This is a genomic window from Vibrio sp. 10N.222.55.C7 (assembly GCF_041473335.1).
Classification (GTDB): domain Bacteria; phylum Pseudomonadota; class Gammaproteobacteria; order Enterobacterales; family Vibrionaceae; genus Vibrio; species Vibrio crassostreae_C.
The window spans coordinates 1-19,430 of the sequence record NZ_JBFRSC010000037.1 but is presented as its reverse complement, the minus strand read 5'-3'; the positions used below and the strand labels follow the sequence as shown (position 1 = coordinate 19,430).

Sequence of the window (19,430 nt, the reverse complement as noted above, 5' to 3'; positions counted from 1 at the left end):
GATGCTTCAAATTCTACTGAGTCAGATTCTGTTGATTATGCTCTGCAATCTCAGGCTCTGTCGTTTCAGATTCTGTTGATTCAAGAACTTCGATAACTTCTGAGCTAGAAAGTTCATGGCCCATTAGAAATATTGCCAATAGGGCATCGGCTTTGGTCTTGGTATCGGAAGGCTCGTCTAATAACAGTTCGAGCTTTTCTCGAATCATAGCAATCTCGTGCTCAACAAAGCCACGGCCTTCTTCATCCCCTTGATTGTCTTCAGGGGCATTATCGAATTCAAGAAATAGCATGTCACCGTCTAGGTTGGTATCCACCAAACGCTCAGGCAACCACGCCTCACCCATAACAATATCTGGATCGGAATCTTTGGGTAAGTGATCTATAATGTTTTGTAATTCGGAGACTTTCACAATACTTTCATTTAACCGAGAATATTCTACATTGTAACGGTCAATGCCGAGCAAACCTAAAAATAGTTAGCCGTCATGGTTAATAAATGTCTAATCAGTAAAACAATATTTTTTTCAAAGAGTAATTACACAAGAATGAAGCTCAAATATTTACCGACTCTTCCTTCATCTGGATTGGTTTTACTAGGTAGCGCTTTCCTAAGTGGCATTTTCGTAAGTGCTAATGCGTGGGCCGCTGAAGAGCAAGAGTGGGGCATCGCTGCAATGTTCCGTACAGCAAGCATCCCTTATGACACGTCTGGTGGCGACCAATCGGTTAGCTCATTCGTACCGATGCTGTTTTTCAAGAACGATTATGTGTTTATTGACGGTACTGAGATGGGGGCATACCTCTATCAAACTGACGATGAGAAGTGGTCTTTCAATGCTATCTCTCGCATGCGCTTTATTGATATTCCTGCATCTGAGCAGAACGCGATTGAAGGCGATACGGCGGACTTTGGTGCTCAACTGACCTACCTACTTGATGATTCTTGGTCTGTCGAGACGGAGTTAATGAGCGACAGTGAATACAACTTCCACGGTAACTTACGAGCTAAAGCCAAGTATGAAACTGGAGATTGGGAGTTTTACCCGAGCGCGACGCTGCGTTATAAAAGTGCTGATTTCAACAGTGAGTATTACTCCGCATCTAATGAAACCATTGGTGCTGGTGTTGACTTAAATGTTGGTGTTGAAACGCGTTACCATGTGGTTTCTAACTTGTACTTATTGGGTTCAACCAGTGTGACTCGATTGGACGATAACGCTTACGATTCTTCGATTGTTGAAGACCGTTATCAGGGGGAATTGTACCTTGGCTTTGGTTTCTTTAACGACAAAGAGAAAGCGCCAAAACCTAAACTGAGCAATGCGCCTTACTTACGTGTCGCACACGGCTGGGGAACGCCATCCAATATTGGCGACATCATGAAGTTCAATAGAGAAAAAGACGAATACAACAACCAGTTGACCTCGTTCTTCTATGGACACCCGTTAACCGATGAGATCTTCGGTTTGCCACTGGATATCTATTTAACCCCAGGTATTGCGCACCACTGGAGTTCAGACGTTCAATCGAGCAGCACCGAATACATTATCGCAATCAAGGCGTACTACACCTTTGATTGGCCAACTCAGTGGCGTGTTGGTGTGGCAGAAGGTATGTCTTACATCGATTCGATTACCTATATCGAAGGCTCTGAGATGGACCGTAAAGGTTACACCGCAAGCCATCTATTGAACTACTTAGACTTCTCATTCGATGTCAACGTTGGCGACTTGATTGGTAAGAATGACTTGAACAACTTATGGTTCGGTTATTCATTGCATCATCGTTCTGCGATCTTTGAAAAATCCTCTCAGTATGGTCGTATCAAAGGCGGCAGTAACTACAACACGGTCTACTTCCAATATGAGTTTTAAGCGCAGTTTTTAACGTTAGCTTTAAACCAGAGTTGACTAAGTACGAATTACATTTGACCGCGCTTTCATAGCTCCTGCGAGTGTTAGCGAGATTAATCAGCCTGATAGCTAAAGGTTTTCCCTTTGCTGTCAGGCTTTTTTGTTTGAGACTTGTGATATAATCGCGCGAGTTTAATAAGTACAAGAATAGGACACGCTTTGACTTCGTCTCCGGAAAAAGCAGATAACAACAAGAATGCAGCACAGCCAAGTTCTTCACAGAGCAAAGCGAAACCAAACCAAGCTGCATCGAAAAAATCTGCTGAACAATCAGCGAAAAACAACAAATCATCTCAGAATAGCCCAGCCTCTCTTCGTAAAGCGCTCAACGAATGTATGATACGCGATCGCTTCCGTTTGAGTAAGCGAATTGCTGGTGCGAGCAAAATTAAGAACGAACAAGCTAAGCACGCTGTCTTTGATGAGATTGCGTTAGACATTGCTAAGTCGATGATGACGGCAACTCAGCGTGCGGCACAGAAACCAACGATTGAATACCCAGAAATTCTCCCGGTTAGCCAAAAGCGCGAAGACATCGCGAAAGCCATCGCTGAAAACCAAGTGGTTATCGTGGCGGGTGAAACGGGTTCGGGTAAAACCACTCAGCTACCAAAAATCTGTTCTGAGCTTGGCCGCGGCCGCTTTGGCTTAATTGGTCACACTCAGCCCCGTCGTCTTGCGGCGCGTTCGGTTGCGAACCGTATTGCTGAAGAGATGGAAACACAGCTGGGTGAGTTCGTTGGTTATAAGGTTCGATTCAACGACCAGATTTCTGACAATACCCAAATCAAACTGATGACCGACGGTATTCTACTGGCGGAGATTCAACACGACCGTTTCTTAAATCAGTACGACACCATCATTATCGATGAAGCGCACGAACGTAGCCTGAACATCGATTTCATCATGGGTTACCTGAAAGAGTTACTGCCAAAGCGTCCTGATCTGAAAGTGATCATCACGTCGGCAACCATCGATCCAGAGCGTTTCTCTAAGCACTTTAACAATGCACCGATCATTGAAGTGTCTGGTCGTACTTACCCAGTTGATACGCGTTACCGCCCATTAGGTGGTGATGAAAGTGATTCAGACCGCGACCAAATCGAAGGCATCTTTGAAGCCGTTGATGAGCTGTGTGATGAAGGCCTTGGCGATATCTTGATCTTCATGAACGGTGAGCGAGAAATTCGTGATACCGCAGATGCATTAAGTAAACGCAACCTTCGTGATACCGAAATTGTCCCGCTTTACGCGCGTCTATCGGCGGGTGAGCAGAACCGTATCTTCCAGTCTCATACTGGTCGACGCATCGTTCTGGCAACCAACGTGGCAGAAACCTCGTTAACCGTTCCGGGCATCAAGTATGTTATCGACCCGGGTACGGCGCGTATTAGCCGCTACAGCTACCGTACTAAAGTACAACGTCTACCGATTGAGCCAGTGTCTCAAGCGAGTGCAAACCAGCGTAAAGGTCGTTGTGGTCGTGTTGCAGAAGGTATCTGTATTCGTTTGTACTCTGAGGAAGATTTCGAGTCACGCCCAGAGTTTACTGACCCAGAGATTCTTCGTACTAACCTAGCATCGGTTATCCTTCAGATGACAGCGCTAGGCCTAGGCGATATTCAAGCGTTCCCATTTGTTGAAGCGCCCGATAAGCGCAACATTCAAGACGGTGTAAGGCTGCTTGAAGAGCTTGGTGCGATCGCCACCGTTGAACCGTCAGCGAACAAAAACAAGAACCACGGCGACGACAAGAAGAAGCTAACCGCGATTGGTCGTAAGCTGGCAAAACTGCCTATCGATCCACGTTTAGCGCGTATGGTAATTGAAGCGCCACGTAACCGATGCCTACACGAAGTGATGGTGATCGCGTCTGCGTTGTCGATTCAAGATCCGCGTGAGCGTCCATCAGATAAGCAACAATCGTCTGATGACAAGCACAAGCGTTTCTTCGATAAAGAGTCTGACTTCATCACGTTTGTGAACTTATGGGATTACATCAAGCAGCAGCAAAAAGCATTGTCGAGTAACCAGTTCCGCAAACAGTGTAAGCAAGATTACCTCAACTATTTACGTATCCGTGAATGGCAAGATGTGTACTTCCAAATTCACCAAGCAATGCGTGAGCTAGATACTAAGTTGAATACAGAACCGGGCAGCTACGATGGCATTCACATGTCACTGCTATCAGGTCTGCTTTCGCACATCGGTATGAAAGACCAAGAGAAGAATGAGTATCAAGGTGCACGTAATGCACGCTTCCACATCTTCCCTGCGTCTGGCCTATTTAAGAAACAGCCTAAGTGGATCATGTCTGCGGAGCTGGTAGAAACCTCAAAACTTTGGGGCCGTGTTATCGCGAAGATTCAACCTGAATGGATTGAACCGCTAGCGAAACACCTGATTAAACGCAGTTACAGCGAACCACATTGGTCGAAGAAACAAGCAGCGGTAATGGCACACGAAAAAGTGATGCTTTACGGAATCCCAATCGTACCTAAGCGCCTTGTGAACTACGGCGCGATTGATGCCACCGTCAGCCGTGAGTTGTTTGTACGTAGTGCATTAGTAGAAGGTGAGTGGGAAACCAAACACGCTTTCTTCAAGCAGAACCGTAAGCTTCTACAAGAAGTCGAAGAGCTTGAGCATAAATCGCGTCGTCGCGACATCTTGATCGATGATCATGAACTGTTCGACTTCTATGATCAACGTGTTGGCGAAGAGGCAGTGTCAGGCCGTCATTTTGATACGTGGTGGAAGAAGACCAGTCAGAAAACTCCTGAGCTGCTTAACTTTGAAAAGTCGATGCTGTTCCGAGGCGATGCTAGCCACGTTACTGATTTGGATTATCCGAACTTCTGGCACCAAAACGGTATTAAGTTGAAACTGAGCTACCAATTTGAACCAGGTGACGACAACGATGGTGTAACGGTACACATTCCGCTGCCTATCTTGAACCAAATTGACCAAAACGGTTTTGATTGGCAGATCCCAGGCCTGCGTCAGGAACTGGTGATTAGCCTAATTAAGTCACTACCTAAAACGCTACGCCGTAACTTTGTACCTGCGCCAAACTACGCAGATGCATTCTTGGCACGTGTGACACCGCTTGAAGCACCGTTACTGGATTCTCTTGAGAAAGAGCTACGCCGCATGACGGGTGTGGAAGTGGTACGTGATGACTGGAAGTTAGACCAGATTCCAGAGCACTTAAAGGTAACATTCCGCGCTGTAGATCATCGCAAGCGTAAGCTGAAAGAACAGAAAGATCTGCATGAGTTGAAAGAGAGCCTGAAAGACAAGGTTCAAGAAACGCTTTCTAAAGTGGCAGACGACGATATCGAGCAGCAGAACCTGCACACGTGGAGCTTTGGTGAATTACCAAAAGTCTACCAACAGAAACGTGGTGGCTACGATGTTAAAGCCTTCCCTGCGCTGGTGGATACCAAAGACAGCGTAGAGATCAAACTGTTCGAAACCGAGCAAGAGCAAATCTCGGCAATGAAATCGGGTCAGCGTCGTTTAATCTTGTTGAACGTGCCATCACCGATCAAATACTTACACTCGAACCTGCCGAACAAATCGAAACTTGGCTTGTACTTCAACCCATACGGACAGGTACTCGATCTTATCGATGACTGTATCGCTTGTGGTATTGATAAGCTGATTGAAGAGAAGGGCGGTTTGGTTTGGGAACCAGAGCAGTTTGAAGCTATGAAAGAACACGTACGTGCAGAGCTGGGTGATACCGTAGTAGAGATTGCTCAACAGGTTGAAACCATCCTAACCACGGCATTCAGCATCAGTAAAAAGCTGAAAGGACGCGTGGATCTTTCTATGGCATTCGCACTTTCTGACATAAAAGCTCAAGTAGAAGGTTTGATTTTTAAGGGTTTTGCCACAGAATGTGGGTGGAAACGCTTGCCGGATATTCTACGCTATATGAGAGCGATTGAACGCCGCATGGAAAAACTGCCAATTGACCCGAACAAAGATCGTCTTCACATGATCAAAGTTGAGTCAGTAATGAATGATTACAAAGAACTGCTGAATAAAATTCCAAAAGGGATCGCGGTTCCAGAAAATGTAAAAGAGGTGCGTTGGATGATAGAAGAGCTTCGTGTAAGCTTCTTCGCACAGCAGCTCGGTACGCCTTACCCAGTATCAGATAAGCGTGTTAAAAACGCGATTGATGCTTGCTAAAGGAATAAAGCTAGACGCAATAGCAAGGTTTGGGTATAAATCTTGCTTATTGCATTACTAATTGAATAGTTATTACATACAGGGCGACTTGGTGGCAATTTATTACCACTCAAGGCCTGCCACTAGGACGAAAAAGGTCGAATATGAAAAAAACGTTATTGGCACTAGCACTACTAGGTGCATCTTCAACAGCAATGGCTGATTCTTGGTTGTACGGCGGTGTAATGGGTGGTCAAAACTCATTCGCTGGTGAAGATGAAAACGCGGTGGGCATCCACGTAGGTACAGGTATCCTTCCACTAATCGGTGTTGAAGCGGGTTACTGGGATCTAGGTTCTTTCGACAACGTTAGCTACGGCAACCGTGATAAACAAGGTGTTGACGTAAGCACTGCTTACCTAGCGATCAAACCAAGCATCGACTTCGGTCCTCTTCACGTATACGCGAAGGGTGGTCTTCACTCATACGAAGTGAAAGGCGATAACTTCAAGCAAGACGACGTTGATATCATGTACGCTGTAGGCGCTGAATACTTCATCTTCGGTCCACTATCTGTAGGCGCTAGCTACCAAAACTTCAAAATGAAAGATGACGACGCAGGCGTTTTCTCTCTAAACGCAACTATTCACCTACTGTAATCAATCAGTAAAACGATCGTAAATAACGGTCGGATAGTCGTTAAAGAGTTCGTTAGAATTCATAAAAAATGCCAGCTTGATAGCTGGCATTTTTGTATCTGTTAACCGGGTAATTGCAACTCTGTTTTCTTCTAACAGGCAGCGGGTAGACGGTTACTTTTTACTGTTCAGAATACGCTGGATTCTTGGGTTAATCGCTTTGCCGTGCTGGCTTTCGTACTCTTCACGTTTTAAATCGTTTAGGTTTTTCACTGAGTTAGCGGCAAGCAGGAATTGCGGCAACTCCGTTTCCAGCATGCCTTTCTCATCTAAACGTTTTGCTTCCAAGTAGTACTTCTTAAACAGACCATCCAGCTTGTTTTCAGCCGTACGCTTCAAGTCATACAGTTTGTTCTGAATCAGCCATTTTTCAATTTTGTTGGCAGCGGTGCGAGACAACACACGGATACGGCTATCCAGCAACTCTTCTTCAGTTAAAGAATCTTTCAGGATCCACAGCTCACCCATTTGCGGCGGCCAGCTGTTGCCAAGCTGAATACGTTCGTGGCAGTGCATTAAAACGCGGTTAAGGCCGTCCGAATCAACAGAGTTGGCAAACTCAATGAACTTACCGCTTGGCTCACTACCGTACTGATATTCCCACTGCGTTTCGTACACGCTCAAGAAAGAGCCGAACACGTGAATACACCAATCGGTTAGTTCCAGCTCTGCAGGATCTTGATCAACAACAGGTACTTGTTGAGACGCACCAGAATCCGCAGCTTGTGCAGCCGCTACTTTCACTTCGGTACTTTGCGCTTCAATCACTTCAGGTACTAATGGACCTGTAGCGTCAGGTACAACAGGTTGAGCTGGCTCAGAAGGTTGGCTTTTTGCCTTTTTGAATGAGCTGCTGCCTGAAGCGTTCAGATGGGCTAAGCTTTTGTCTATACCCATTTCCTTGAGCTTGTCCTGCATTTCCTGAATATTGAGAGGTCTTCTGCTGTTGTTGTCTTTCATTTTGCTTCTCGTTAACTAGCCAGTACTGCAGCTTGGATTCAATCCGAGATAATGGCATTAATTCATTGGCTTTGGCTTTATACCAGAGGACAAATTTCTTCCATACTAAACTATGGTCACCGGTCAAACCGGAGAATTTAAACGCACGTTCTGCCCATGATGGTATCTCTTCTTCGTTGAGATCATGAGTAGAGACGGTGTTGCTGTTCATTGAGCCTCGACCTTGTGGGCGAGGGGCCTGCTGCATGTGTTGCATTGGTGCCGGAGCAGGCTGAAACTTAGGTGCAGGTGCAGGTGCAGGTGCAGGTGCAGGTGCCGTAGAGTAGACCGGAATACTATTGGTCGGTTGAACCTCAACGTGCGCCGCAGTTTGCTCTTGCTCAATGAGCATTTTGAAAACGTGAATCTCTTTTTTATCCCGATAATCTACTTTTACCTTATCGAGAAAACCTTGGTCGACTAAACACTTAAGACAGTCGGCTAAACCAAACGTAGAGAGAGCACAAAGTTGACCTGCTGTTTGTAGGCACACATTGGTGTAGCCGAATTCGTCAGCACCGTCTGCAAGCATCAATAAAACCAGCTTTTCTGCAGGGCTAGAAGTATTCACTTGCCAAGCTAAATAAGAATATTTGGCGCTCAATATCGTGTTCTCAAAAAAGGTAAGTCGTTGTCACTATTGTAAGTCACCCCTTACCGAATTTATAGCAACTTAACAGAAAACGGCATTAGTAAGCCAAATATTGACCATAAGGAGACGTCTGCCCCATAAAGTAAGCCTACAGTCATTCATTCTTGTGGTTTAAGCTAGGAATCATTGGGCATGAATACGCATAGCAGCTTAAAGTGCCTACATTCTTTGTTAGGTTAAGAATGCCCAATTCGCGTCCACATTCTGTTGGTCACAATACAGGTCTTCTTTTAAAGTCTTCTCTTTAGGTCAACTATTGATGATTTTCTTAGCTATATCCCATTTATTCTCTTTCCATTCACAAAATGTATTTAATTTATAAAACCCCTTGATATGATCAATACTTGCGCTATTATGACGATAAGTCAGAAATGACGAAGCGTCACAAAATGGTTAACTACATGAATTTACTATTCGTGTTAATATATTGGATAGGAGTGTTTTAAATACTGGCGAAGCTTAGATAACGGCTAAGCTCATATACGGACTAAAAAATTATGTTTGGCTTTGGTTGTAAAGGCGATAAACAAGGTATCTTTGGTTGCAAAGGCGTGTTGTCTAAAAAGCAGCAGTCTATTGCAGACCGAGAAGTAGAGTTGATGTTGTTAGCAAAAGATCTGGTTCGAGAACAAGGGTTCGGAAACCTCACGATGGACAAGCTAACGGCAGCGAGCTCTTATTCTAAAGGTACGATATACAATCACTTTTGCAGCAAAGAAGACGTCGTTTTAGCGTTATGTATTCACTCTCTCAAGACAGAAGCAATGATGTTTGCTCGCTCTGGAGAGTTTGAAGGCAACACACGTGAAAAGATCGTCGCATTGCACGTTGCTTACCGAATCTATGCTCGCATGGAACCGGTACTATCAACCTGTGCGATCATGGCTAAAAGCCCGTGGGTACTAGAGAAAGCGTCTAGTGCACGCGTCGCCGAGATGAATGAACTGGAAGAGTTGGTGATTGAACAATGCGACTCTATGGTTAACCAAGCGGTAGAAGCGGGTGACCTAAAGTTCTCTTCTGGCGTTGGCTCAGATGCCATCGTTTTTGCTAACTGGTCAATCGCATTTGGTTCAAATGCTTTGTCACAGAATGCATCAAACAGTCATTGTATTAAGCGGTTACAAGACCCGTATTCAGTATTACACAACGCGAACATGATTCTAGACGGCCTCAATTGGCAGCCCCTTTCTAGTGACTGGGATTACCGCAAAACTTGGCGTCGTGTAGAACAAGAACTGTTCCGTGAAGAGATCGCTTACTTAGAGTCTATAGGTCGATAGCTTCCGTTAAGCCCACACATGTGGGTTTATTAATAACCATTTTTGACGATTCGTCACAAACTTGAGACTGACCGACTGTGGTTGCTGTTTTCTTGAGTGTTTGACTAAGCATTGTGTCTTTTGTCAGCTTCGGCTGGCTTTTTATGACACAAATATGACGAATCGTCACAAATGGAGACTGTGATGAAACATGACAGCCAGAAGCCCACGTTCGATCAGCAAAACCGAGATAACCCTAATGCCGATAGCGCAAACACAGATCTAAACAGTTGGCACTCAATACCTACCAAGCGTTCGTTTATCGTTCTGCTGGTGGTGTTTTCAATCATCATTCTCTCTGCATTAGGGGCTAAGAACCTCTACTTTAGAGGGGACTACAACATCTTCTTCGAAGGCACCAACAAGCAGTTGATGGCGTTCGATGAAATCCAAACCACCTTTGCAAAAGCCGACAACCTTGCGATTGTTGTCGCACCTGAAGATGGCAATGTCTTCACCCCTGAAACTCTCACCCTGATTCAAAATCTCACGGTTGATGCGTGGCAGATCCCGTATTCAAGCCGTGTCGATTCCCTTGCTAATTATCAGCACACCGAAGCCATTGAAGATGATCTTTTGGTAGAAGACTTGCTGTATGAAGAGTACGAACACACACCAGAACGCATCGCCAAAGTAAAACAGATCGCCCTTAACGAGCCGTTGCTTAAGAATGCCTTGGTGTCGGCCTCTGGCGATGTGACGATTGTGAACGTCACCGTGCAACTGCCAGAAGTGGACAAAACCGCAGAAGTGCAAGAGGTGATTGCGGCAATCAATACCATGATCGGCAAGTACCAAGCTCAGTATCCTAATGTCGAATTCCATAAAGCGGGCATCATAGCCATGAACAACGCGTTTATGACTTCGGCTCAAGAAGACAGCTCAACGCTCGTTCCCTTAATGCTGTTGGTGGTACTGGTGTTCCTGACCTTTATGCTGCGCTCGTTCTTTAGTGTGGTGGCGACGCTCATTGTGATCATCTCTTCGATTGTTGCCACCATGGGATTGTCTGGTTGGGCAGGGATGTTCTTGAGTACCGCAACCGTGAATGTGCCAACCTTGGTTTTAACTTTGGCGGTGGCCGATTGTGTTCACGTGATTGTGACCATGAGACAAGCTATGCAGCGCGGTATGGAGAAAGCACAAGCCATTCAATACAGCATCAAGCTCAATGCGATGCCGATTCTGATCACCTCGGTGACCACTGCGATTGGTTTCCTGATGATGAACATGTCGGACTCACCAGTGCTGCGTGATTTCGGTAACTTGTCGGCACTGGGTGTACTTATTGCGTGCTTCTTGTCTGTGACTATGTTGCCAGCGTTGCTAAAACTGCTGCCAGTCAAACGTCTACCTGCCAACCCTAAGGCGGCAGACAAAGTCACCTTCATGGATAAGCTGGGCGATTTTGTCGTAACTAACCGTAAAGCACTGCTGCCGATTTCTACGCTAGTGATTGTTGGCGCTGCCGCGTTAATTCCGCTCAACAAAGTCAACGATGAATCGGTGAAGTATTTCGATACCTCAAGTGAATTCAGACAAGCGGCTGACTTCATGGAAGAGACCGTAAGCGGCATGACAACCCTCAGTATCGCAGTGAAAACTAACGAGTCTCAAGCGATTGCTGATCCTGTGTTCTTGCAAGCAATTGGTGACTTTACTAAGTGGCTACGCGTTCAACCAGAAACTGACCATGTGGCAACGCTTTCTGATGTTTATATGCGTTTGAACAAGAATATGCATGCCGACGACGACAGCTACTACAAGCTACCGCTGAACCGTGAACTTGCCGCGCAATATCTGCTGCTTTACGAAATGTCTCTGCCGTACGGCTTGGACTTGAACAACCAGATCAACGTCGATAAATCATCGATCAAAATGGTACTCACCGTCGATAACCTTGGCAGCGTTGAGCTAGTCGAACTCGAAGAGCGCATTTACTCATGGTTTGCAGCCAATGCACCGCAATATGAAGTGGTGGCTTCGAGCCCGTCACTGATGTTTGCTCATATTGGCGAAACCAACATGGCGAGCATGCTATCAACTTTGCCTATCACCCTAGTGCTTATCTCTGGCTTGATGATCTTTGCATTGCGCTCGGTTCGCTTAGGCATGATCAGCCTAGTGCCCAACATTGCCCCAGCGATTATCGGCTTTGGTTTGTGGGCGCTTATCTCTGGTGAAATCAACCTAGGTTTGTCAGTCGTGGTCACGCTCACGTTGGGTATCGTGGTTGATGATGCGGTGCACTTCTTGAGTAAATACCAGCGCGCAAGAATCGAAGGGAAATCAGCAGAAGAAGCGGTTCGATACGCTTTCCACACCGTAGGTCGCGCTTTGTGGATCACCACTGTTGTGCTAGTGGCCGGTTTCTCTGTACTGGCGATGTCGAGCTTCAGACTCAACTCCGACATGGGCTTACTCAGCGCGATTGTGATTTTCATTGCGCTGGTGGTCGATTTCATCTTGCTACCAAGCTTACTGATGATCTTCGACAAACAGACCCACTATTCAGCTAAAACTCAGCACGAATCAAAGCCAGATACCAAGTCGCAGCCTAGATCGACAGCCGAACTGACTACTTCGACCAAATAAGGAAACGTCGGCCTGCTGCGGTGGGCTGACTCAAGGAGATATTTATGAAAAGCGTTAAACAAACATTCGCTACTACATTACTTACTGTTAGCTCGTTGGCACTGAGCACATTCGCCGCTTTCCCAGCGTTAGCAGACCCTGCGAAAGGCTTAGAAATTGCCGAGCAACGTAAAGCGGTCGATGTCGGGTGGGGCGATTCTGTCGCAACCATGGAAATGCTACTTCGCAACAAGCAGGGCGAAAGCAGTACACGTCTGATGCGATTGAAATCTTTGGAAGTCGATGACGATGGCGACAAAGGCTTAACCATTTTTGATGAACCACGCGACGTAAAAGGCACGGCTTTCCTAAACCATTCGCACATCACCAAATCCGATGACCAGTGGTTGTATCTTCCTGCACTCAAGCGTGTAAAACGCATCTCTTCACGCAACAAATCTGGCCCGTTTATGGGCAGTGAATTTGCGTATGAGGACTTAAGCTCGTTTGAACTTGAAAAGTACACCTTCAACTACATTGAAGACGCGAAACTGGAAGGCGTAGACACCTTTGTTTTAGAGCAAGTACCGACCGATAAAAACTCAGGCTACACCATGCAAAAGGTATGGCTAGACCAACAGCACTACCGCCCAATGAAAGTCGAGTTTTACGACCGCAAAGGCGCACTGCTTAAAACTCTATCGTTCCAAGATTACAAACAGTACCTAAACCAATACTGGCGCGCACACACCATGGCGATGCAAAACCATCAAACAGGCAAAAGCACCGTATTAACCACGACAGATTTAGTGTTCCAGACCGGTCTTAAAGACAAGGATTTCCAAAAGAACACACTAAAACGTGCGAAATAAGGCAGGAATATGAAAAGGATTGTGGCAACAGGAACCCAATTATCCTTAACCTTGGCGGCGACCGTCGGGCTTATGCAGGTGTCGTTGCCTTGTGTGGCGGCAGGCTTTAGTCCTGATATCGCAGGGCAGGTTAACCTTGAACATAGGCAGTTCTTTAGCGACGGCTTACAAGGGCAAGACAAAGGACAAAGCTCACTGGTGTTGCAGCCAGAGTTTTACTGGGAGCAACAAGAGGGCAACGGCAGCATTACCTTCACCCCGTTTTATCGCCTAGACAGTGAAGACGATGAACGAACTCATGGTGATATTCGCGAAGCCTTGTATTTAACCTATTGGGATGATTACGAACTGCGAGCGGGTGTTGGAAAGGTATTTTGGGGCGTAACCGAATCGGCGCATTTAGTGGATGTGGTAAACCAGACCGATGCCATTGAATCGGTCGATGGCGAATCCAAGTTAGGTCAGCCTATGGTGCACTTCACCTCGATAAAAGAGTGGGGCACCATAGACGCCATGTTACTGCCGTATTTTCGTGAGCGTACCTTCGCAGGCGAAGACGGTCGATTAAGGCCAACCGTGCCAGTATCGGACGATGCGCTTTACGAATCTTCACGAGAAGAAAAACACGTTGATGTGGCATTGCGTTACAGCCAAATGTACGGTGATTGGGATGTCGGTTTAAGCTACTTAGGCGGCACAAACCGCGACCCTTATTACCGTGTGGAAGGCAATCAACTCAAGCCATACTACGCCCAAATGCAACACTTCGGATTGGATGTTCAAGGCATTATCGGTGACTGGTTATGGAAGCTGGAAAGCATTTATCGCGACAGCTACGACAACCATACCGGCGTGGCGACAGGCTTTGAATACACTTGGGTAGGGGCGCTTGAATCGTACTGGGACATCGGCTTCATCGCTGAATACCTGTATGACAGCCGAGGCAACAATGCCCAAACCATCGGCCAAAATGATGTGTTCCTTGGGGCACGTTTCGCTTTGAACGATGAAGACGGCACCGAAGTGCTTACTGGTATCACTCAAGACTTAGATAACAGTGATGTCTACAGTGCCAAGCTAGAGGCATCGAGCCGTATTAACAACAATCTCAAGTGGCGACTGAATGCTTGGTTGTTTGAGAACGAAACCCCAGAGGACTTGTTGTTCTTCGCACGCAAGGATGACTTTGTTGAGATGGCGTTGGAATATTATTTCTAATGTTAGCTTCGTGGGGCGTTCCTGTTGGGGGGGACGTCTCAAATTTAAGATGAGCCATATTTAGAATGTTCAAAGTCGTCTTTTTATAAAGTGGATCAAACAATCGAATAAACCTACATGTAAAATGGTTATATTTTTTCAGCATCTATAACCTCCGAATATGCATGTAAATCGTGCTGGTGGTATCGGCCTTAAGGGATTTATGAATTCATTTAATTGGGATAAAAACTTTGAAACAGGCATTGGTGTTGTAGATGAACAGCATCAATATCTTGTTGGTATTATCAACCACTACGGAAATCTGTTGTCAGAGAACACTATCTCTATCGACGACATAAACGTCGCTTTACTCGATCTCACATGCTATGCCGAATTTCACTTTAAAGAAGAAGAATCTTTGATGAGAGATTGCGGTGTGTATGAGCGACACATTGAAGAGCATATCAAAGTGCATCGTGTATTTATGCAAGATATCTACAGTATGCAAGCTTTCATCATGGAAGAAGATCAGTCGTCAGCACGGCAGTTACTTGATTTATTGATCCACTGGCTTGCTTACCACATCCTCGGCATCGACCAAAACATGGCGCGACAAATGACCGCGATAGAAGAGGGCGCGACACCTCTGCAAGCCTTTGAAGCGGAAGAAAAGCAGCAAGATTCTGCGACTGTCCCGCTGTTGGCTGCGCTTAACGGCCTGTTTGAACAAGTCTCTGAACGAAACAAACAGTTGTTACGCTTCAACCAGTTACTCGAAGATAAAGTTGAGGAACGTACGGCAGAATTAAAACGAGCGAATAAGAGACTTGAAGAACTGTCATTAACCGACTCTCTTACTAATTTGCATAACCGTCGTAGTGCTTTTAAACAGTTAGCGCTGCATTGGCAAGACTCCAAAGAACTGGGTATGCCTTTAGTGTGTATTATGATTGATGCCGACCACTTCAAGCGCATTAATGACACCAGCGGCCATGATGCAGGCGACTTGGTGCTACAAACCCTCTCGCGTGAACTGAAAAACACGTTCCGTAATGATGATATTGTTTGCCGGTTAGGTGGCGATGAGTTCTTGGTTATTTGCCCAAACACCGACCTTAAAGGTGGGATGTACATCGCGGAAACCGCTCGACAGAAAGTGTCTGAATTAGAGGTTGAAACCAGTCATCAAGTTTGGATTGGCAGTATTAGTGTCGGTGTCGCTGAAATGACCCAAGAATTCGAAACCATGAACGAATTGATTAAAGCGGCGGATGAGTCCGTCTATTTAGCAAAAAACGCAGGGAAGAACAGCGTTTGTTCTATTCAGATCTAGCCTTCAGGTCATTTCCAAATTAAGAAGTGGAACCTGTAATTGTTCCACTTCTTCCTACTCCTCATTAATATCCTGTTAAATTTGCCGTGTTTTTAGGCAATAACTTGTTCTTTTAGCGATTCAATTTGGCATTGGTTGCGTGTTTGATTACTATGTGTAGCTATCTAAAAAAACTAATCATCCGATACGGACACTACCAACTGGTAGATGAGGAAATGATGCAACATCTAGAAGAGATCATTGCTAATGCAACGACTGCTATTGATACAGCAGATTCGTTAGTCGCACTTGATGAAGTGCGAGTTCAGTATTTAGGTAAGAAGGGTGAACTAACTCTTCAACTACAAAGCCTAGGTAAACTTCCACCTGAAGAGCGTCGCACTGCTGGTCAAGAGATCAACAAAGCGAAAGGTGCTGTTCAACAAGCGATCGCAGCTCGCAAAGACGCACTACAACGTGCAGAGCTTGAAGCGAAACTAGCTGAAGAAACTATCGATGTGAGCCTACCAGGTCGTCGCATTGAGAACGGTGGTCTTCACCCAGTTACTCGCACTGTTGAGCGTATCGAACAGTTCTTTGGTGAGCTTGGCTTTAGCACTGAGTCTGGCCCTGAGATCGAAGATGCATTCCACAACTTTGATGCACTAAACATCGCAGACGATCACCCAGCTCGTACTGATCACGATACTTTCTTCTTCAACCCTGATCTAATGCTACGTACGCACACTTCTGGTGTTCAAATCCGTACGATGGAAAACGGCAAACCGCCATTCCGCTTCATTGCTCCGGGTCGTGTTTACCGTAACGACTACGATCAAACTCACACGCCAATGTTCCACCAAGTGGAAGGTATGTTAGTTGATGAGAACGTAAACTTCGCACAACTTAAAGGCATTCTTAACGATTTCCTTTGTAACTTCTTTGAAGAAGAAGTTGAAGTGCGTTTCCGTCCTTCATTCTTCCCGTTCACAGAGCCTTCAGCTGAAGTTGACGTGAAACGTAAAGATGGCAAATGGCTAGAAGTTCTAGGCTGTGGCATGGTTCACCCTAACGTACTTCGCTCTGTTGGCATCGACCCTGAGAAATACTCTGGTTTTGCATTCGGTATGGGTGTAGAGCGTCTAACGATGCTTCGTTACGGCGTAAATGACCTTCGTGCGTTCTTCGAGAACGACCTTCGTTTCCTTAAACAATTCAAGTAATCCGGGGCAGTCAAAACTATGAAATTCAGTGAATCTTGGCTACGCGAGTGGGTTAAACCTGCAATTAACAGCGAAGAGCTAGCTCACCAAATCACTATGGCTGGTTTGGAAGTTGACGATGTAGAACCTGTTGCTGGTGAATTCACCGGCGTTAAAGTAGGTAAAGTGGTTGAGTGCGGTCAGCACCCAGACGCAGACAAACTACAAGTTACAAAAATTGATATCGGCGAAGAAGAGCTTTTAGACATCGTATGTGGTGCATCTAACTGTCGTCTTGGCCTAACTGTAGCAGTAGCAACAGTTGGCGCAGTACTGCCTGGTAACTTCAAAATCAAGAAAGCAAAACTACGTGGCGTTCCATCGCACGGCATGCTTTGTTCTTTCTCTGAGCTAGGTATCGACGTAGAGTCTGACGGCATCCTTGAGCTACCAGAAGGCACAACGCTAGGCATGGACGTACGTGAGCTTCTTGAGCTTAACGACGTAACTATCGACGTAGACCTAACAGCAAACCGCGCAGACTGCTTCAGCATCCGTGGCCTTGCTCGTGAAGTTGGCGTACTAAACCGCGCAGACGTTACAGAGCCAACAGTTGACACTGTTGCAACAAGCATTGAAGACACAGTATCTGTTGAAATCAAAGCAACTGATGCTTGTCCACGTTACCTTGGCCGTGTGGTTAAGAACGTAAACGTGAAAGCGGAAACACCAATCTGGATGCAAGAAAAACTGCGTCGTTGTGGTATCCGTTCAATCGACCCAGTTGTAGACATCACAAACTACGTGATGCTAGAGCAAGGCCAACCAATGCACGCATTTGATCTAGCTAAGATCGAAGGCGGTATCGTGGTTCGTCTAGCAGAGCAGGGCGAAAAGCTAACACTTCTAGATGGCAATGAAGCTGAACTAAACAGCAACACGCTTGTTATCGCTGACCAAAACAAAGCACTAGCAATCGCTGGTATCTTTGGCGGTCAAGATTCAGGTGTTACTACTGAAACGACAGACGTACTTCTTGAAGCAGCATTCTTCGCACCGGATCACATCCGTGGTCGCGCACGTGCTTACGGCCTTCACACTGATTCTTCTCTACGTTTCGAACGTGGTGTTGATTCAACGCTACAAGCAGCAGCTATGGAGCGTGCAACACAGCTTCTAGTTGAAATCTGCGGTGGTGAAGTTGCGCCAGTAAACGGCAGCGAATCTGAAGCTGATCTTCCTAAAGCAAACGTAGTTGCTCTACGTCGCGCTAAGCTAGATAGCCTACTAGGTCACGAAATCCCATCTACAGACGTAGTGGAAATTCTTACTCGCCTAGGTTGTAACGTTGAAACGACAGACGCTGGTTGGACGGCAACGTCTCCATCTTGGCGTTTTGATATCGCAATCGAGCAAGACCTAATTGAAGAAGTAGGTCGTATCTACGGTTACGATAACATTCCAAACCAAGCGCCTAAAGCGGCACTTAAAATGAATGACCACAAAGAAGCTAACCAACCGCTTAAGCGCGTTCGTGACCTTCTTGTAGACCGTGGCTACCACGAAGCAATCACATACAGCTTTGTAGAACCAGAACAGCAAAAGCTTGTTGTACCTGGTGTTGAGCCGCTAATCTTGCCATTCCCAATCTCTGCGGACATGTCAGCAATGCGTCTTGGCCTAATCCAAGGTCTACTAAACACAGTTGTTCACAACCAGAAGCGTCAACAGTCTCGCGTTCGTCTATTCGAATCAGGCCTACGTTTCATCCCTGAAGCAACTGCTGAAAACGGCATGCGCCAAGAAATGATGCTTGCGGGCGTTATCTCTGGTACTCGTGGCGAAGAGCACTGGGACATTGCAACTAACACTGTAGATTTCTTCGATCTTAAAGGTGACCTAGAAGCCGTTCTTGAGCTTTCTGCAAACGAAATCGCATACAGCTTCAAAGCAGCTAAGCACCCAGCACTTCACCCAGGTCAAACTGCGGCTATCGTAGTAGATGGTAAAGAAGTGGGTATCATTGGTACTGTTCACCCAGAACTAGAGCGTAAGTTTGGTCTTAACGGCCGTACTATCGTATTCGAAATCGAATGGGCAGCTATCAACACTCGCGTGCTTCCAGAAGCAGTAGCTGTATCTAAGTTCCCTGCAAACCGTCGTGATATCGCCGTTGTTGTTGATGAAGCAGTAGCTTCTGGCGACATCGTAGAAGCGTGTATCGCTGCTGGTGGCGAATTCCTAACAGGCGCTAAACTGTTCGACGTATACGTTGGTCAAGGCGTTGAAGAAGGTAAGAAGAGCCTAGCAATCGCACTTAGCCTACAGTCTGTAGAGCGCACACTTGAAGATGCAGACATCGCTGGTTCAGTAGATGCTATCGTAGCTTCAATCTCAGAGAAATTCGGCGCAGCACTTCGCGACTAATCTCTTCTGATAGATAGAAAAACCAAAGGCCTCGCATTGCAAGGCCTTTTTTGTTTTGGTGTCCCGTCCTGAAATGTG

13 protein-coding genes are annotated in these 19,430 nt (G+C 46.0%); 10 read left to right on the top strand and 3 right to left on the bottom strand.

The window, feature by feature from the left end:
- Positions 1-13: 13 nt before the first annotated feature.
- Positions 14-466, bottom strand: coding sequence for a hypothetical protein (locus tag AB4482_RS12955; RefSeq protein WP_102428589.1), 453 nt, complete (start codon positions 464-466; stop codon positions 14-16).
- Between the two features lie 81 nt (positions 467-547).
- Between AB4482_RS12955 and AB4482_RS12950 the strand changes: the two genes are divergently transcribed.
- The 3 genes from AB4482_RS12950 (at position 548) to AB4482_RS12940 (ending at position 6,756) form a co-directional block, all read left to right on the top strand.
- Positions 548-1,876: a MipA/OmpV family protein gene (locus AB4482_RS12950; RefSeq protein WP_372132202.1), complete on the top strand. Its 1,329-nt coding sequence runs from the start codon at positions 548-550 to the stop codon at positions 1,874-1,876.
- Between the two features lie 198 nt (positions 1,877-2,074).
- Positions 2,075-6,118, top strand: a complete 4,044-nt coding sequence (hrpA, locus tag AB4482_RS12945; protein ID WP_372181063.1) for an ATP-dependent RNA helicase HrpA — start codon at positions 2,075-2,077, stop codon at positions 6,116-6,118.
- Positions 6,119-6,261: 143 nt separating this feature from the next.
- Positions 6,262-6,756 (top strand): outer membrane beta-barrel protein, encoded by a 495-nt coding sequence (locus AB4482_RS12940; RefSeq protein WP_372074237.1) that lies wholly within the window; start codon positions 6,262-6,264, stop codon positions 6,754-6,756.
- 153 nt (positions 6,757-6,909) lie between these two features.
- Here the strand turns inward: AB4482_RS12940 and AB4482_RS12935 are convergent, their stop codons facing one another.
- Together AB4482_RS12935 and AB4482_RS12930 are read right to left on the bottom strand one after the other, a co-directional pair.
- A complete protein-coding gene (locus AB4482_RS12935; protein ID WP_136974838.1) occupies positions 6,910-7,692 on the bottom strand; it encodes a hypothetical protein in 783 nt (260 codons plus the stop codon).
- Positions 7,613-8,398, bottom strand: a complete 786-nt coding sequence (locus AB4482_RS12930) for a hypothetical protein (RefSeq protein ID WP_136982501.1) — start codon at positions 8,396-8,398, stop codon at positions 7,613-7,615. Before AB4482_RS12930 ends, AB4482_RS12935 begins: the two co-directional genes overlap by 80 nt.
- A 545-nt stretch (positions 8,399-8,943) precedes the next feature.
- On the opposite strand from AB4482_RS12930, the gene AB4482_RS12925 reads away from it, so the two are divergent.
- The 7 genes from AB4482_RS12925 (at position 8,944) to pheT (ending at position 19,352) form a co-directional block, all read left to right on the top strand.
- Complete coding sequence (locus tag AB4482_RS12925; RefSeq protein ID WP_372181062.1) at positions 8,944-9,729, top strand: TetR/AcrR family transcriptional regulator; 786 nt, start codon at positions 8,944-8,946, stop codon at positions 9,727-9,729.
- Between the two features lie 171 nt (positions 9,730-9,900).
- Positions 9,901-12,363 carry an RND family transporter gene (locus AB4482_RS12920; protein WP_372181060.1) on the top strand — a complete coding sequence of 821 codons (2,463 nt, stop codon included), beginning with the start codon at positions 9,901-9,903 and terminating at the stop codon, positions 12,361-12,363.
- 44 nt (positions 12,364-12,407) lie between these two features.
- Positions 12,408-13,214 carry an outer membrane lipoprotein-sorting protein gene (locus tag AB4482_RS12915; protein ID WP_017060448.1) on the top strand — a complete coding sequence of 269 codons (807 nt, stop codon included), beginning with the start codon at positions 12,408-12,410 and terminating at the stop codon, positions 13,212-13,214.
- A gap of 9 nt (positions 13,215-13,223) precedes the next feature.
- A complete protein-coding gene (locus AB4482_RS12910) occupies positions 13,224-14,432 on the top strand; it encodes a hypothetical protein (RefSeq protein ID WP_017060449.1) in 1,209 nt (402 codons plus the stop codon).
- 202 nt (positions 14,433-14,634) lie between these two features.
- The gene (locus tag AB4482_RS12905) at positions 14,635-15,744 is read left to right on the top strand and encodes a GGDEF domain-containing protein (RefSeq protein ID WP_029235308.1); all 1,110 of its coding nucleotides are present in this window, start codon (positions 14,635-14,637) and stop codon (positions 15,742-15,744) included.
- A 218-nt stretch (positions 15,745-15,962) separates the two neighbouring features.
- Positions 15,963-16,946: a phenylalanine--tRNA ligase subunit alpha gene (gene pheS / locus AB4482_RS12900; RefSeq protein ID WP_004734764.1), complete on the top strand. Its 984-nt coding sequence runs from the start codon at positions 15,963-15,965 to the stop codon at positions 16,944-16,946.
- Positions 16,947-16,964: 18 nt separating this feature from the next.
- Positions 16,965-19,352, top strand: coding sequence for a phenylalanine--tRNA ligase subunit beta (pheT, locus tag AB4482_RS12895; RefSeq protein WP_372181059.1), 2,388 nt, complete (start codon positions 16,965-16,967; stop codon positions 19,350-19,352).
- Positions 19,353-19,430 lie beyond the last annotated feature (78 nt).

Excerpts from the sequence above, each read along its gene's own strand:
- AB4482_RS12920 (WP_372181060.1), top strand. The coding sequence starts at position 9,901 with ATGGAGACTGTGATGAAACATGACAGCCAGAAGCCCACGTTCGATCAG.
- AB4482_RS12905 (WP_029235308.1), top strand. The coding sequence starts at position 14,635 with ATGAATTCATTTAATTGGGATAAAAACTTTGAAACAGGCATTGGTGTT.
- pheS (WP_004734764.1), top strand. The coding sequence starts at position 15,963 with ATGCAACATCTAGAAGAGATCATTGCTAATGCAACGACTGCTATTGAT.
- AB4482_RS12915 (WP_017060448.1), top strand. The coding sequence starts at position 12,408 with ATGAAAAGCGTTAAACAAACATTCGCTACTACATTACTTACTGTTAGC.
- AB4482_RS12925 (WP_372181062.1), top strand. The coding sequence starts at position 8,944 with ATGTTTGGCTTTGGTTGTAAAGGCGATAAACAAGGTATCTTTGGTTGC.
- AB4482_RS12935 (WP_136974838.1), bottom strand. The coding sequence starts at position 7,692 with ATGGGTATAGACAAAAGCTTAGCCCATCTGAACGCTTCAGGCAGCAGC.
- AB4482_RS12940 (WP_372074237.1), top strand. The coding sequence starts at position 6,262 with ATGAAAAAAACGTTATTGGCACTAGCACTACTAGGTGCATCTTCAACA.
- AB4482_RS12950 (WP_372132202.1), top strand. The coding sequence starts at position 548 with ATGAAGCTCAAATATTTACCGACTCTTCCTTCATCTGGATTGGTTTTA.
- AB4482_RS12910 (WP_017060449.1), top strand. The coding sequence starts at position 13,224 with ATGAAAAGGATTGTGGCAACAGGAACCCAATTATCCTTAACCTTGGCG.
- pheT (WP_372181059.1), top strand. The coding sequence starts at position 16,965 with ATGAAATTCAGTGAATCTTGGCTACGCGAGTGGGTTAAACCTGCAATT.